Genomic DNA, 15,696 nt, shown 5'->3' with positions numbered 1-15,696 from the left:
TCAGCAAAATCTTGCCCTGACCACTGGCTGATCCCTTGACATCAGCCGCCTCTAACCACGAAATCCGTTGACAGTAATGGGCCAGTTCAGCACATTGCCTTAAACTGTAGGGGCAGATCAAAAGCATTAGTCATCATGATTTTTCCTGGGGCTCCGGTTACGGTGATCAACGTCAACGATACCTACTACGGTTTTCAGGGTCTGGTGCAGCGCATTAGCGACGGCAAGGTAGCGGTGCTGTTTGAGGGCGGCAACTGGGATAAGCTGGTCACCTTTGAAATGTCTGAGCTGGAGCCGGTGAGCTCTGGCAAGCGGCGCTAGGTACCGCCATGCGCTTACCCCTGCCCCAGACCACGGCTCCATCGCGGCAGCCCAATCACATCGCCGAGGTGATTGAAACCGCCACCACCGAATTTTTGGCCCAGTGCCTAGAGCCTGAGGCGCTGGCGTTTTCGGCCATGCCCCCCTTTGGCAGCTGGGTCACCGCCCTGGATGAGGAATCGGGCAACACCGTCTACGGAGTGGTGTATCACGCCACCACCAGCCCAATCGATTCGGTACACCGGGCGCGGGCGCTGGGGCTGTCGCTCGAAGACCTGCGCCAGCAGCAGCCGCAGATTTTTGCCATGCTCAAGACTGAGTTTAAGGCGGCGATCGTAGGTTTTCGCGCCCCTGATCTGGCCGGGCGACCCCAAGGGCCAATCTTTCAGCACCTGCCGCCCCGGCCGCCCCAGGTTCACCAGGGGGTATACGCCTGCTCTCCTGAAGCAGTGATTGAGTTTACCGAACAGCTCGATTTTTTAAGAACCCTGCTGGCCATGGGTAGCGCCCCGGTAGACAGCCTAGTGGCTGCAGTATTGCGCCAGGGCTATCAACTCCGCAAGCTCGATCGCTCCTGGTTGGTGCAATCTGGCCGCACCCTCAGCATTTTTTTGAAGGATGACTACGATCGCCTGCGTATTATCCTGGGTCAGATCTACGCCTAGGATCAGGTATAAGGTCTATGGTTTCAGGCGAACCACCTACTCTTCCCTTAAACCCTAGACCCTTTCCCCCAAACCTTCATCATTAACTATGCAAACCTTTGACTGGATTGTGGTCGGCAACGGTCTGGTGGGGGCAGCGGTCAGCTACGAACTGGCTCGTCAGGGGCTGTCTGTCCTGCTGATCGATCGCGCTCTAGAGCCTGGCAACGCCACCCGCTACAGCTACGGCGGCATTCCCTACTGGTCGGGCAGCACAACCCTCACCCAGCAGCTCTGCCAGGAGGGCATTGCCAAGCAGCGCCAGCTCAGCGAAGAACTAGATGCCGACACCCAGTTCCGCGAGCTGGATCTGGTGCTGACCCTATCGGCAGACGGCGACCCTGAGGCCGCCGCCACAGCCTATGCCCATTGCGCGACGCCGCCTCGGTTTGTGTCGGCCACCGAGGCCCAGGAGCTGGAACCGCTACTGAATCGGGATGCGATCGCTGGAGCCTTTACCGTGCGCCACGGTCATGTTTCCCCAGTGGCCCTAGTCAGCGCCTACAACCAGGCCTTTCAGCGCCTAGGCGGCACCCGGATGATTGCAGCTGTGGTAGACGTGGTGCGGATCAAAGATCGCGTCACGGGCGTGTTAACCGCCGAGCAGGCCTGCCCCGCCAAGAATGTCTTGGTCGCGGCAGGGGCCTTTAGCCGTTCGCTGCTGCACCAGGCCCAAGTAAAAATTCCGCTCTACTACACCCACGCTGAGCTGATTGAGACGCCGCCGCTCGATCTCCGGCTGCGGGCGCTAATTATGCCCGCCCAGACCCAGCGCTTTACTCTAGAAGCCAAAGCGAGTCAGCCGGACACCGACGCAAAATGGGATGAGCCGGGTCATGAGGTAACTCCTGCCATTCTCGACAGCGGGGCGATTCAGTTTTTAGACGGCCATGTCTGCCTGGGCCAGATTAGCCGCACGCTGACGGATCTGGAAGCAGATTTGGATGAAGTGGAGAGCGATCGCACCATGCGATCCGCTATGGCGGCTCAAATTCCTACCCTGGCCGATGTGCCGGGCACCTGGCGGCGCTGCCGAGTCAGCTTTAGCCGCGACGGGCTACCGCTAGTAGGAGCCGTACCTGGGGTTGCGGGACTACACGTGATGGCTGGGTTTAGCGCTCCTTTTGTGTATCTGCCGCCGGTTGCCCAACGGTTTGCTCAGGCGGTGGTGGGTGAGGCGGATCCTGCGATCGCGGCGATGGCCCTCGATCGCTTTTCCTAGGAAGTCTAAATACTCGGGAACTCACCCATAAATTTCACTTCGGTTTGCAGACGCACGGCCCAGCGGGCTTCTACCTCATCCTGCACATGGTGAATCAGATGTTGAATATCCGTGGCGGTGGCACCGCCTAAATTCAGAATAAAGTTGGCGTGGCGCTCAGCCACCTGGGCGTTGCCGATACGGTAGCCCTTCAATCCGGTTTTCTCAATCAGCGTCCCCGCTGTGTGGGGATAGGGGTTGCGAAACACGCTGCCACAGTTGGGCATGTCGTAGGGCTGGGTGGCCCGCCGCTGGTTAAGGCCCGCTAGGGTGTCGGCCATCACCACTTCAGGGTCATGCCCCGGCTCCAGTTGAAAGGTGGCATTCAGCACCATCCGCCGCCCCCCCTGAAGGATTGAGGTGCGGTACTGAAACGCCAAATCAGCGGGCGTCATGGTCAGAATGCCGGTCTCTGGGTCGAGCACGGTGGCTGAGGTCAGCACGGCTGCCGCGCAGCCACCGTGGGCACCGGCATTCATCACTACCGCGCCGCCTACGGTGCCGGGAATGCCAACGGCCCATTCGAGGCCGCGGCAGCCGCGCTTGGCAGCCTTCCAAGCCAGCGTGGGTAAGGGCTCACCCGCAGCTGCGGTAACGCAACCAGCGGTGCCAAATTCAGTACCGCGCCAACGACGGGTACAGACCACCATGCCGGAAATGCCGCGATCGCTGATCAGCAAATTTGAGCCTGCCCCCAGGGGAGTAATCTTGAGGCTAGCGGCGATCGCCCAGTCTAAAACCTGCTCCAGCTCACTCTGGTTGCGCGGCAGTGCCAGCCACTCTGCCGGGCCACCCACTCGAAAGGTGGTCAGCGGCTGTAGCGATACTTGCGGTTTCAAGCAGGCAAAATTAGGAGCGACTCCAAGGGTTTGGTTCATGGTCCCAGCTCTCAACAGTCGTTCCCCAGGCTAGCCAACTCCGTCGCGATCGCCGGTGCCTAACAGGCCTCCTGCAGCGAAGGCACCTCGGCCTCGGCATAGTAAGCCATCACCTGAGGAATAATCTGGTTGAGGTTGCCCGCCCCCATAAACATCACCAGATCGCCAGGCCGCAGGCTGTGGGCCAGGGCCGCCTGAATATCGTCTAGGGTATGGCCGTATAAAACTCTTGGATGAGCGTGGCCCACGGCATCGGCCAATTGGCGACCCGAAACCCCAAAGGTATTTTTCTCGCCCGCACTATAGATATCAGCCATGATTACCTGGTCGGCATCGACAAAGGCATCGGTAAAGTCGTTTAGCAGCGCTGCCGTACGGCTAAATCGGTGGGGCTGAAACACCGCCACCACGCGGCGGTTATCCTGACGGCTGTCGACTGGCAGAGTCTGATCGGCCTTAATGCGAGCCGCCGCTAGGGTGGCGCGAATCTCGCTGGGGTGGTGGGCATAGTCGTCAAAAAACTGAATGCCGTTGTAGCTGCCCCGGTGCTCAAATCGGCGGCGAGCGCCGCAAAACTTCTCTAGCCCCTCGGCAATTTTGTCAAAAGCAATGCCCAGGTGACGCCCAACGGCCACAGCAGCTAAGGCGTTGCTGAGGTTATGGCAGCCCAGCACTCGTAGACGGAGGCGACCCATGGGCTGACCCAGTTCCCAAACCAGAGCTGAGGTGCCTTCCGCCCCAAACTGCAAGTCGGTGACGTGGTAGGTCGCGCCGTTATCAGGGCTGAGGCTATAGGTGACATCGGGCTTGAGGCTGGTGCGTACCACCTCACAGTCGGCGCTAGCGACCAACAGACCGCACTGGCGCTGAAAGGTTTGAAAGATTTGCACCACGTCTTCCAAGTCGCGGTAGTGATCGGTGTGGTCTAGCTCAATGTTGGTAACAACGCCAATGCTGGCCGATAGCTTTGACAGGGTGCCATCCGACTCATCGGCCTCGGCAACCAGGTAGGGACCCTGGCCCAGGCGGGCATTGCCGCCCCAGCTCGATACCTCGCCGCCCACCACAATGGTGGGATCGAGGTTGGCATTCAGCAGCAGATGACCGATCATGCTGCTGGTGGTGGTTTTGCCGTGGGTGCCGGCAACGGCAATGCTGCTGTACTCGCGAATCAGGGCGGCCAGCAGGTCAGAGCGGTGCAGAATGGGACAGCCCAGCTCTAGAGCCGCCTGGTATTCAGGGTTGCGGGTGTCGATCGCGGTGGAACAAACCACTTGGGGAGTAGCGTCTGGGGCGATAACCGGCGTAGCTACCTTAGCCCCCACTGCGCCAGAGCCGGTTCGACTCGCTGCGGTGGCGAGGACTGGCTGGTTAGTGGTGAGAAAGTAGCTCAGGTTAGCGGCTTCTTGTTGCCAAAAAATATGGGCACCGGCCTCTTGTAGGCGACGGGTGATGTGGGTTAAGCGCAGGTCGGATCCCGATACAGGCAGGTTGCGTTTGGTCAAAATGTAGGCCAGTGCCGACATGCCAATGCCCCCTATCCCAATGAAATGAAAGGGTCTGCCGGTAAAATCTACGGAAATCGGCATCGTTACACTCCTTACAACACCACACCACACCAAGTGTCAGGCGTAATCATAGCAAGAATTGCCGAATTGGCCTAAACATCGGTATTAGCCTAGCTGGACGGCGGTTCCAGCGTTTTTTAGCTCTAATCCCTAGGGGGGATGTGCCGCGAACAATGCTTCAACTGGCCCCTGGGATGACCCCGATCAAAGGTTTACTGACCATTGGTGGGAAAGAGCGGGCTAGGCAAAAGCGGGCTAATGCCCACTAATCTTCTCCTATTAATAAAGAGCCCATCAGGATGGCATATCAATTTTCTATGCGAAATGAGTGATTAAAGTAGAAATACTTATGCTATTGCCTAGGACTGATCCCCGCGGGTAGCCAGGGACGCCGCGATCGCCCCATCCATTCCATAGAGATTTCAAGGTCTATATTGAATTTAAAATAGATTCAGTTCAATAGCTAACCCCTATAAAGTGGATCATGCTTTGCGATATTATGGTGTCGTCTAAGAATAGATACCTAGTCCGACTACAACAGAGGGTTAAACGCAGTGGTTAGAGTAGCAATTAATGGTTTTGGCCGCATTGGCCGTAATTTTCTGCGCTGCTGGTTGACGCGCGAGAACAGCCAGCTTGAGGTGGTCGCTATTAACGATACGTCTGATCCTAAGACTAACTCCCACCTGCTGAAGTATGACTCGATGCTGGGTCGGCTAGATGCTGATGTCAGCGCTGGCGAAGACACCCTGATCGTCAACGGCAAGACTATTAAGTGCTACTCCGATCGCAACCCCAACAACCTGCCCTGGGCCGCCTGGGATATCGATCTAGTCATTGAGTCCACCGGGGTGTTCGTCAGCGAAGAGGGTGCCTCTCGCCACATCGAAGCGGGTGCCAAAAAAGTGCTGATCACCGCACCGGGCAAGGGCGGCGGCATTGGCACCTACGTCATGGGCGTCAACGACAAAGAGTACACCCATGATCGCCACAATGTGGTCAGCAACGCCAGCTGTACCACCAACTGCCTGGCCCCCGTGGTCAAGGTGCTGCACGAGAACTTCGGCATCATCAAAGGCACCATGACCACTACCCACAGCTACACCGGCGACCAGCGTCTGCTCGACGCCAGCCACCGTGACCTGCGTCGGGCCCGTGCTGCGGCACTCAACATTGTGCCCACCACCACCGGGGCGGCTCAGGCTGTGGCCCTAGTGATTCCTGAAATGGCCGGCAAGCTAAACGGGATCGCCCTGCGCGTGCCCACCCCCAACGTGTCGGTAGTCGACCTAGTGGTTCAGGTGGAGAAGCCTGCGATCGCTGACCAGGTCAACCAGGCGCTGAAGTCTGCTGCCGAAGGCCCCATGAAGGGCATTTTGGCCTACAGCGACCTGCCTCTGGTTTCCATCGACTATCGCAAGACCGATGAGTCTTCGATCGTTGACTCTAGCCTGACCATGGTGATGGGCGGCGACATGGTGAAAGTGGTGGCCTGGTACGACAACGAGTGGGGCTATAGCCAGCGCGTAGTTGACTTGGCTGAGATGGTGGCTGCCAACTGGAAATAGGCGAACCGCGGCCTGTTACTCCAGGTCGTCGCCAAATAATTTCAGTCAGTAGTTAGTAAAAGGGGGACGCAGGTTTGCGTCCCCCTTTTGTTTTCCTAGGGAGGATGTTTTAAGCGTGATGGACTACACCGAGGTCAGTTCGGGCCGCAGCACCGCCACCCGCGCTTCGCTGAGGGCAACATAGCTGCGCTTGAGGTCGTCGAGTAGAACGGCGGCTCCCTTGGTGTCGCCTAGGGAACAAGCAATCGACAGGTGGTGCTGAAGGTGCACGATCGCCCGGTTGTGGTCGCCCATGGCAATGCTGGCCAGGGTGAGCTGGGTGAGAATGCGGCGGTTGGTGCGGTTGTCGGTAGATCCCTCGCCGCTTTCGCTGATGGCCAAAAAGCGCTCGTAGCAGTCGATGGCTTGGGGATATTCCCGCAGGGTGAGATAGGTGTTGCCCAGATTCTGGAGAATCTGAAGCTTGGTGCTGCGATCGCCCAGGCTAGTAGCCATCATCAGGCTGGCTTCATAGAGGGTCGCAGCCTGACGGGTGAGGCCCTTGGCGCGATAGATCATAGCCAGGTTGTTGAGCGATCGCATTTCGCCGGGGCGATCGCCAGTTTTCTTCGCTAGGGTAAGGCTTTGGCCCATATACTCCAGCGCTCGCTGCAAATTGCCCATGTGACGGTAGCAGTTGCCCAGATGACCCAGGGTCTGCTGCATGATGGCATCGTCGCCCAGATCGCGAGCAATGCGCAGGCACTGCCGACCATAGTCTGCCGCCCACAGATAGTCGGCCACTCGGTAATACAAGCTGGCCAGGGTTAGCAAAACCTTGGCTTGGCGCTCTTTATCGCCCAGGTTGCGGTAACTCTGAAGCGCCTGCTGCAACAGCGATAGGGCTGGAGTGTATTGCCCCTGCCGCAGATGGGCAAGCCCCTGCTTTAGCCACTGCGAAGCTTCCGCCGCCTGGCACTTGTGGTAGCCCTCAGCAATGCGCTCGGCCTGGGCTAGCAAAGATGGATCTCGGGGCACGCTCACCGTGGTCTCGTCAACGAGAATATAGGTGGGGCGAATGGGAGGCATAGAGGAAGTCATAGGCCGAAGCCGCAGTGCTGCGGTAGCGTTTAACGAAGTGTTTTCACGGTGGGAGAGTCGGGTAGATCGCGTTGTCTTAATCGTAGGTTTATACATCCTGAGTTGACACCGTGCTTTTACGACATCTTGCCTAGGGAAAACCTCACCGCCTGCGCAAATCAACTGAATCCAGACTGGGTTTATGGGAGCAGACATGTCGTTTTCTAACCTCCCTTAGCCAATGGGTGGCTGTGTGCCTCCAAGCTTTGATAAAGCGTGGTTGTGCGGCCTGTGATTTTACGGACTGCTGCCGATGCCTCCCAGGTGGGTGAAGACGCCTGCCACTGATTACACTGGAGAAGCCTTAATTTGTGTAACGTTGCCCGTGCCCTCCCTTCCCCTTCAGGATGAAACTCTGCTGTTTGAGCCTGCCGCTCCCCAAGAGGACGCGCTGGCGGTGGTGTTTGCCTTTCCCAACGAGTACAGCGTGGGCATTACCAGTCTGGGTTATCAGGTGGTGTGGGCCACTCTAGCCCGTCGTAGCGATGTTCAGGTGAGTCGGCTGTTTACCGATGGTCATGAGCCGCTGCCTGCGGTGGTGGATGTGCTGGGTTTTTCACTGTCGTGGGAATTGGACTATGCCAACCTGCTGACGCTGCTAGAGCAGCTGGATATTCCGCTGTTTGCGGGCGATCGCACCGCCGACCACCCTTTGGTCTTTGGCGGTGGCCCGGTGCTCACCGCCAACCCCGAACCCTTTGCCGACTTCTTTGATGTGATCTTGCTGGGGGATGGCGAGACTCTATTAGATGACTTTTTTGATGCCCTGGTGGAGCTAAAATCTGCCTCCCGCTCTGAGACTCTGCGGCGCTTAGCCGGGGTACCGGGGGTCTACGTGCCGTCGCTCTATACCGTCAGCTATGACGGCCCCACCGGTGGTGTGCAAGCTATTCACCCCGTCGATATTGATATTCCCGCTGCGGTGCAAAAGCAGACTTACCGAGGCAATGTGCTATCGGCTTCGACCGTCGTCACCCCCCACGCCGCCTGGGAAAATATTTTTATGGTGGAGGTGGTGCGCAGCTGCCCGGAGATGTGCCGCTTTTGCTTGGCCAGCTACCTGACACTGCCCTTTCGCCCCGCCAGCCTGGAAGCATCCCTAATCCCCGCCATTGAGCGGGGGCTTGCCGTCACCAGCCGGCTGGGATTGCTAGGGGCTTCGGTGACTCAGCATCCAGAATTTGACACGCTGCTGGACTATTTAAGTCGACCTCAGTTTGACGATGTGCGAGTGAGTCTCTCCTCGGTGCGCACCAACACCGTTACCTCTAAATTGGCTGAAACCCTGACCCGCCACGACAGTCGCTCGATCACCATTGCGATCGAGAGTGGGTCCGAGCGGGTGCGCCAGATCGTCAACAAAAAGCTTGAAACCGATGACATCGAGCACGCCGCCGTCAACGCCAAAGCTGGTGGCCTCAGCGCCATGAAGCTCTACGGCATGGCGGGTATCCCTGGCGAAACGATGGCTGACCTGGAGCAGACCGTCGCCCTGATGCTGCGGCTCAAGAAAGCTGCCCCTGGTCTGCGGCTCACCTTTGGGTGCAGCACCTTTGTGCCTAAGGCCCACACTCCGCTTCAGTGGTGCGGAGTCAACCGCGAAGCCGAAAAGCGGCTCAAGTATTTGCAAAAGCACCTGCGCTCTAAGGGAATCGACTTTCGGCCTGAGAGCTACAACTGGTCTGTCATTCAGGCGTTGATTTCGCGGGGCGATCGCCGCCTCGGCCCCGTTCTCGAACGCGTGCGCCACTATGGCGATAGCTTAGGCAGCTACCGCCGCGCCTTCAAAGACTTTCAGGGCCAAATTCCGCCGATGGAATACTACGTTCACGAAGACTGGGATCTCGATCAACCCCTGCCGTGGGATCACCTGCTAGGGCCTTTGCCCAAGGCCACTCTACAAAAGCACTTTGACTCGGCTGGAGTGGGCGCGATCGCAGTCTAAGGCGACTTCTGAAAAACTGTCTCCCTAATGGTGGCCACTGCCCACCCTACGGTGACTACTCCGCTCTACCCATCCACCCGCCCACTCATCTACTTCTCTACCGGCAGCCCAAACTATCCCTGGTCGCCACCCCAGTGGTCTCATTCACGCCGTCGGCGTGCTTGCACATCTGCGCGGTCTGAAAGCGATCGACAATCGCGCCCGAGAAGTCGGCCCCGGTGATATTGGCATCGCCAAAGCTGCTGCTGGTGAGCAGCGCGTCGATAAAAAGGGCGTTGGAGAGGTCGGCCCCGTCAAAGATGACGCGATCGGCAAAGGTTCCCGTCAGGTTGGCCCCGGCCAGATTAGCCCGCAAAAACGACGCCTTGGTGAGAATGGTTTTGCTCAGGTCGGCTTTCTCAAAGTTAGCCTCCCGCATTTCTGCCGCTGCGAAGGAGGTGCCCGAAAGACTCTTGCCCGAGAAGTCGCGAAAACTGAGGTCAGTGAGGGTGTAATCGACCGTGTTCTCTTGGGCTTGGGCGGTAGGGGCAACGCCGAGCCACCCAGTGAGCATGATGAGCAGAGCGCAAACGACAGCAAAGGCTTGGGGGAGGGGAAGGAACATATCCAAGGCAACCGTAGGGGGGCAAAGGACGCTAGATCGTACCCATCGGATCTGCGATCTAGGGCTTAATGGGCACGCTGCGCTTTGCTCATCCTACAAAAGTTTTGAGGCAAAGTTTTGGGGCTGTGCCGCAGGGGAGTTGAGGCTGTCAAAGAATAGAATCCAAAGCCGTCTGTAGATGATCGGGCAGGCGGCGCAAAATTCGGCGGGTTTTGAAATCTACTGGGGCTAGCGTGACGGTGCCCTCAATGCAGGTCTCTTGAGTGGCGGCGTTTTGAATGTCGTAGTGCCAGAGGATGCGGACGCCCTTGGCAGGTTCAAGGCGGGCTTTGACTAGGGCAGTGTCGCCTAAGGTGAGCGATCGCCGATACTTTAACCCTAAATCGACCACCGGCAGATCCACCCCAGCCTTAACCCAGTCGGCAAAGGTGAGCCCGCAGTCGCTGAGGTAGTTCACCCGGGCTTCTTCCATCCAAGCGATGTAGGTGCCGTGCCAGACAATGCCCGCGTAGTCGGTGTGGTGGGGCTGCACCATGACCCGGTGCTCATACCAGTGGGACTGTTCCATTAGGGCCGCCAGCAGCGAGCAAACTCTACTACAAATTATGAATCGCGCCAAAATAGGCTCAAACCCGATGCCTATGATGATTGAGAACACCTTAGCTCAGTTTTATACCCCGTTGAGCCGGTGGTTGAGACGGGTGGGAGAAGGCCTCACCTCAAGATTTCTAAAGGGGCTTTGGCTCTGAATGACGTTCCCATCGTTCTCAACCCTTAAGCGCAACCATACGAGGACACCATGATCGAAAAAATTCTTTTGGCCAACTCCGGCACCGGCAACACCGAAGCCATGATGAAAGCCCTAATGGAGATTCCTTTAGTGCAGCGAGCTTCAGTAACGGTGCTCCACGTAGTGCCATCGCAGGTGTCTGCCGAAGCCATGGCCTCGAAGTGGGAGGCCGGTGGTCGCACCTTGGCCACCGCCATTACCAACCTCAACCTTGACCCCAGCCGAGTCAACGCCGTGCTGCGGGAGGGCGACCCCAAAGACGTGGTCATCCAGGTGGCTGATGAGGTCAATGCCGATCTGATCATCATGGGCTCGCGCGGGTTGCAAGGGCTCAAGGCGATTCTCGAAAATTCTGTCAGCCAGTATGTGTTTCAGCTATCGTCGCGGCCCATGCTGCTGGTCAAAGACGACCTCTACAGCATTCGCCCCATGAAGCGGGTCATGGTCGCCATGGATAAATCTGACTCGGCGCGCGAAGGGCTTAACATCGCTATTTCCCTGTTGCGCGATGTTAAGGGCGGTGAGCTCACCTTGGTGCACACGGTGTCTAGCCTCAAGACCAAGCCCTTTGACGTGGTCAGCACCGACCCCAACCAAGACCCCATTCTGACAGCGGCGGCGGCTGAAGCGAAAAAGTACGGTATTGCCTACAAGCTGTCGGCCCCCGAGGGCAAGCCCGGTCGCCGTATCTGCCAGCTAGCTGAAGAGCGCAATGTGGATCTGATCATTCTGGGTTCTCCCGATCGCCGTCCCACCATTGCTAAGGGCCTGCCCGACTTAGACAAAGTGCTGGGCGAATCGCTGACCGACTTTGTGCGGGTGTACGCTCCTTGCCCGGTGCTGTTAACTCGAATGGCAGCCAAATAACGTTTACCGTTGTGCCTCTGCCCTAGCAGCAGGGGTACTTGGGTATATCCCCGGATTACTCCTGAGAAGGACATAACTTTGGGTAACTGCCTGTAAAAATTCGTAATGCAAACAGTTGTCAAATGGGTCTAAGTTAAACAAATGTGCCCTTTGTCATGGCATGTTACGGCTTTGATTGTGAGAAGCCGATCTGTCTGACCAAGCATTGTCTAACCAAAATTCCGTTTAAACCTCACCTTTTAATTCACCCTAGAGCGAGACAGTCAGCATGAGCAGTAACCTATCCACCGAGCTGCGCGAAGGCACCAAGAAAGCCCACACCATGGCCGAAAACATGGGCTTTGTGCGTTGCTTTTTGCGGGGTGTGGTTGAGAAGAACTCTTACCGCAAGCTGGTGGCCAACTTCTACTACGCCTATGCGGCGATGGAAGAAGAGCTAGAGCGTCACAAAGACCATCCGGTTGTCTCTAAGATTTACTTCCCTGAGCTACACCGCAAGGCATCTTTAGAGTCTGACCTGGCCTACTACTACGGCCCTAACTGGGCAAATGAAATTTCGCTGACCCCCGGTGGCCAGCGCTACGTCGATCGCATTCGCGAAGTGGGCAATACCGCGCCTGAGCTGTTGGTCAGCCACTCTTACACTCGCTACATTGGCGATTTGTCGGGTGGGCAAATTCTCAAGGGAATTGCTCAGCGGGCGATGAACCTCTCTGAAGGTGAGGGCACTGCATTCTACGAGTTCCCCGAAATCTCGGATGAGAAGGCGTTTAAGGCTAAGTATCGCGAGTCGATGGATGCGGCCCCGGTGGATGATGCCATGGTTGCCCGCATTGTTGAAGAGGCTAACGATGCCTTTGGCGTCAACATGCAGATGTTCCAGGAACTGGAAGGCAATTTGATTAAGGCGATCGGTCAGATGCTGTTTAATACGCTGACCAGCCGTCGTCGTCGGGGCAGCACTGAGCTAGCAACCGCCGAGTAGAATCTCCGGTTTATTCCAGACTGTTGGTTTCTGTTTTCAATTACCGTATTGAGGAAGTGACTCGCCGTCGCTTCCTCAATTTTTTGGGGCGTATGCTGTAGGGTGCATAACGCTCAGGCGAGGCTGCGCCAACGCGCAGCAATGCACCGCGTTGGCGGAGAGCAATTGGTCTTAAGCCAGATCTACCGCTGGGGGCGTTTCGATTGCCCCCAGACCCCGTCGACCAGGGCCGTGCCGCCGCCCTGGACCCAACGGAAAGGCTCGATTTGCCATCGGTTTAAATCTCTGTATTGCCAATCAGCTGGTAAGCGGCTGGTAAGTCTTGTAGGGTGGGCAGTGCCCACCTTCTAAAAAGGTATTTTTAAGAGAATCCTATGGTCGGGTTGGAGGAATAGCTGAGGTTGACAATGAAGGTGGCAGGGACGTTTTTACGAAATCTTGGCTCCGGTTGGAGTTGGCGGCAGGCTGGTCTGGTTACTCTCAGCGGGGTATTGATGGCTTTGGCGCTGCCGCCGTGGAGTCTTTGGCCACTGGCTTGGGTGGGGTTGGTGCCGCTGTGGTGGGTAGTGTTGAGAACGCCGCAGATGGGATTGGCGGCTACCTATGGGCTGCTGTGGGGGTTGGTGTACTACGGCATTTCGCTGGCGTGGATTACCCACCTGCACCCGCTGATGTGGATGGGGGTGCCTTGGGGAAGTAGCGTTGCGATCGCCCTCTCCTCCTGGCTCTTTATCGTTTTCTGGGGTTCTGTTTGCATAGCGGTGTGGGGCGGAGTGACTGCCTGGGCTGCCCATCGCTGGCCCAAGCGCTCACTTTGGCTAGTGCTCGCCGGTACTGCCCTGTGGTGCTTCCTCGAAGCGCTACGCAACCACAGCCCCCTCGACTGGTCGCCCCTCAGCCTCACCCAAAGCCCCAACAACCTGTGGATCTTGCACATAGCTAAAATCTCAGGGCCAGGAGCTATCACTGCCATTCTGGTTGCCACCAACGGCCTTTTGGCATTCTCTGTTTCGAGGGCTAACGCACCTGGGCTATCTTCCCATCCCCCTACGCATCCACCCATCCACCTATCCACTCGACGCCCCCTTGCCCTGACCGCGATCGCGCTGGTACTGCTAGGTCATACCCTCGGGGCCATTCTCTACGCCCGCACCGAAACTGTTCCCTCCAGCCAGTCCATCTCCTTGGGACTCATTCAGGGCAATGTGCCTACCCGCGAAAAGCTGACGCCCCAGGGGGTTAACCAGGCGCTAGAGGGCTACACTAGCGGCTATCGTCTCCTGGCGGCCCAAGGGGTGGATGCAGTGGTGACGCCGGAAGGGGCGCTGCCGCAGCTGTGGAATCCGAATGCGCCCCAAATCGCGGCCATCATTCGCACGGTGGAGCAAGCTGGGGTGCCCTTGTGGTTGGGCACCTTTGCGCCGGTACCGGGGAAGGGGCGATCGCAGTACACCCAGAGCCTGCTTGAGCTGCGCCCCGACGGCCAGACCTACGGGCGTTACAACAAAGTACAGCTGGTGCCTCTGGGAGAATACGTGCCCTTTGAGGCCGTGCTAGGTCGCCTGATCAGTCGGCTGTCGCCGCTCGATAGCTACTTGGTGCCAGGGGCATCTGAGCAGCGGTTTGAGACCAGCGTTGGGCAAGGCATTGTTGGTGTGTGTTATGAGTCGGCCTACAGCCGTCTGTTTCGCCCCCAGGTTAGAAACGGCGGCGAGTTCATCGTCACCGCTTCTAACAACGACCCCTACCCGGTGTGGATGATGAGGCAGCACCACGGGTTTGACGTGCTGCGGGCGGTGGAGAGCGATCGCTGGGCGCTGCGCGTCACCAACACCGGACTCTCTGGCCTGGTCGACAACCACGGTCGCACCCTCTGGCTGGGGGAACCCCACACCTATCTCACCCACCGCGCTACCCTCGATCGCCGCCACACTCTCACTCCCTACATTCGCTGGGGCGACTGGCTAACGCCGCTGCTGTTGGGCGTGACCCTAGTGCTGGGATGGCGCGATCGCCGCTGATATTAGTTTTGAGTTTTGAGTTTTAAGTGTTGAATTACCCTCCCCAACTCAAAATTCAAAATTTAACCCTTCCCTGCCTGGGGCCCAAAGAAATCGAGCGTCGCCAGCAGAGCCCCACCGACGATCAGCGCACAGGCCAGCCCCACCACCGCTGTGGACTCTGCCCGGCCAAAGGCGATCAGCAGCAGTGTCGAGAGCAAGGGAGCCGCGTAGGAGAGCGCTCCCAGCACGCGAATATTGCCATGCTTCACGCCATAATCCCAGGTGAAGAAGGCCAGCCCCACCGGCCCTAGCCCCAGGGCAAGAATGGCGACCCATTCCCAACCCATTGGGGCTACCGTTGTTTCAAACAGAGCATGACAGATCCAGGCCAGCACTGCCGTGGCTCCGCAAAAGCCCCCCACGGCATTGGTCGGAATTGCCCCAAAATATCGAGAGAGAATGGAGTAGCCCGACCAAGTGAGGGCGCAGACCAGAGCCGCCAGATACCCGGTGGTGTATTGGGCATCAAAGCTGAAGCCTTGGCCCTTAGTGACGAGCAAACTCGCGCCAAGAAAGCCTGCGATCGCCCCTGCCCCGTGAAACCACCGCAGCCGCTCGCCGGGCAGCAGCGCCGAAAAAAACACAATCAGCAGCGGCCACAGGTAGGCAATCAGGCTCGCCTCCACCGCTGGGGCGTGGCGCAGCGCCATGAAATAGAAGAAGTGATAGCCAAACAGCCCGCCAATGCCCAAGGCCCAAACTTGCCAGGGTAGCCGCAGGTGGCGCAGCACATTGCCCCCCGACCGAGCCCAGGCGGCAAGGCCAATAAAGAATGCGATCGTAAACGCCATCGCCGTCAGCTGAAACGGTGGCACCGTGCCGCTCAGATCAGTCAGCAGGGCCAGGGTGGCCCACATCAGCACCGCTGAAAATCCGATCGCGGTTGGCTGTCGTTGGTTCTGCACTAACTCCACAGCGATCTCCTCTGCGCGTCCTTTACCTTTAGCTGTGTATTGTAGAGAGGCCATCGTTCAAAACGTTCTCTATGCAGAATGTATAGACCACAATGGAGCCGAGCCCACC

The 15,696-nt window shown here is 58.0% G+C and carries 13 protein-coding genes and 1 pseudogene; 8 read left to right on the top strand and 6 right to left on the bottom strand.

Features of this window, described 5'->3' with window-relative positions; all coding sequences use genetic code 11:
- Positions 1–126 precede the first annotated feature (126 nt).
- The 3 genes and pseudogenes from NC979_RS08445 to NC979_RS08435 form a co-directional block, all read left to right on the top strand.
- Positions 127–321, top strand: a pseudogene (locus NC979_RS08445) (NAD(P)H dehydrogenase subunit NdhS); the annotation flags it as partial.
- A gap of 8 nt (positions 322–329) precedes the next feature.
- Complete coding sequence (locus NC979_RS08440) at positions 330–986, top strand: HAS-barrel domain-containing protein (RefSeq protein WP_190514690.1); 657 nt, start codon at positions 330–332, stop codon at positions 984–986.
- Between the two features lie 88 nt (positions 987–1,074).
- Positions 1,075–2,247 (top strand): NAD(P)/FAD-dependent oxidoreductase, encoded by a 1,173-nt coding sequence (locus NC979_RS08435; RefSeq protein ID WP_190514689.1) that lies wholly within the window; start codon positions 1,075–1,077, stop codon positions 2,245–2,247.
- A 5-nt stretch (positions 2,248–2,252) separates the two neighbouring features.
- Here the strand turns inward: NC979_RS08435 and murB are convergent, their stop codons facing one another.
- Positions 2,253–3,164, bottom strand: a complete 912-nt coding sequence (murB, locus tag NC979_RS08430) for a UDP-N-acetylmuramate dehydrogenase (protein ID WP_190514688.1) — start codon at positions 3,162–3,164, stop codon at positions 2,253–2,255.
- 59 nt (positions 3,165–3,223) lie between these two features.
- Positions 3,224–4,753, bottom strand: coding sequence for a UDP-N-acetylmuramate--L-alanine ligase (gene murC / locus NC979_RS08425; protein ID WP_190514687.1), 1,530 nt, complete (start codon positions 4,751–4,753; stop codon positions 3,224–3,226).
- A 533-nt stretch (positions 4,754–5,286) separates the two neighbouring features.
- Here murC and NC979_RS08420 point away from each other — a divergent pair.
- The gene (locus NC979_RS08420; protein ID WP_190514686.1) at positions 5,287–6,300 is read left to right on the top strand and encodes a type I glyceraldehyde-3-phosphate dehydrogenase; all 1,014 of its coding nucleotides are present in this window, start codon (positions 5,287–5,289) and stop codon (positions 6,298–6,300) included.
- A 123-nt stretch (positions 6,301–6,423) separates the two neighbouring features.
- On the opposite strand, the gene NC979_RS08415 is transcribed toward NC979_RS08420, so the two are convergent.
- Positions 6,424–7,380 carry a tetratricopeptide repeat protein gene (locus tag NC979_RS08415; protein WP_190514685.1) on the bottom strand — a complete coding sequence of 319 codons (957 nt, stop codon included), beginning with the start codon at positions 7,378–7,380 and terminating at the stop codon, positions 6,424–6,426.
- 364 nt (positions 7,381–7,744) lie between these two features.
- On the opposite strand from NC979_RS08415, the gene NC979_RS08410 reads away from it, so the two are divergent.
- The gene (locus NC979_RS08410) at positions 7,745–9,364 is read left to right on the top strand and encodes a B12-binding domain-containing radical SAM protein (protein ID WP_347403879.1); all 1,620 of its coding nucleotides are present in this window, start codon (positions 7,745–7,747) and stop codon (positions 9,362–9,364) included.
- A 97-nt stretch (positions 9,365–9,461) separates the two neighbouring features.
- Here NC979_RS08410 and NC979_RS08405 read toward each other — a convergent pair whose 3' ends face one another.
- Complete coding sequence (locus NC979_RS08405; RefSeq protein ID WP_190514683.1) at positions 9,462–9,968, bottom strand: pentapeptide repeat-containing protein; 507 nt, start codon at positions 9,966–9,968, stop codon at positions 9,462–9,464.
- A gap of 148 nt (positions 9,969–10,116) precedes the next feature.
- On the bottom strand, positions 10,117–10,536 hold the full coding sequence (locus NC979_RS08400; RefSeq protein ID WP_190514682.1) for an acyl-CoA thioesterase: 420 nt from the start codon (positions 10,534–10,536) through the stop codon (positions 10,117–10,119).
- A gap of 231 nt (positions 10,537–10,767) precedes the next feature.
- Here NC979_RS08400 and NC979_RS08395 point away from each other — a divergent pair, with 231 nt between their 5' ends.
- The 3 genes from NC979_RS08395 (at position 10,768) to lnt (ending at position 14,631) form a co-directional block, all read left to right on the top strand.
- The gene (locus tag NC979_RS08395; RefSeq protein WP_190514681.1) at positions 10,768–11,625 is read left to right on the top strand and encodes a universal stress protein; all 858 of its coding nucleotides are present in this window, start codon (positions 10,768–10,770) and stop codon (positions 11,623–11,625) included.
- Between the two features lie 268 nt (positions 11,626–11,893).
- Entirely contained in the window at positions 11,894–12,610 is a 717-nt protein-coding gene (locus NC979_RS08390; RefSeq protein WP_190514680.1) for a biliverdin-producing heme oxygenase, read from the top strand.
- A gap of 407 nt (positions 12,611–13,017) precedes the next feature.
- Entirely contained in the window at positions 13,018–14,631 is a 1,614-nt protein-coding gene (lnt, locus tag NC979_RS08385; protein WP_190514679.1) for an apolipoprotein N-acyltransferase, read from the top strand.
- Between the two features lie 62 nt (positions 14,632–14,693).
- Here lnt and yddG read toward each other — a convergent pair whose 3' ends face one another.
- A complete protein-coding gene (gene yddG, locus NC979_RS08380) occupies positions 14,694–15,587 on the bottom strand; it encodes an aromatic amino acid exporter YddG (RefSeq protein ID WP_190514678.1) in 894 nt (297 codons plus the stop codon).
- Positions 15,588–15,696: the final 109 nt, after the last annotated feature.

Origin of the sequence: Leptolyngbya subtilissima AS-A7 (genome assembly GCF_039962255.1) — a bacterium.
Classification (GTDB): Bacteria; Cyanobacteriota; Cyanobacteriia; order Phormidesmidales; family Phormidesmidaceae; genus Nodosilinea.
This window is presented reverse-complemented; position numbering and strand designations above follow the sequence as displayed.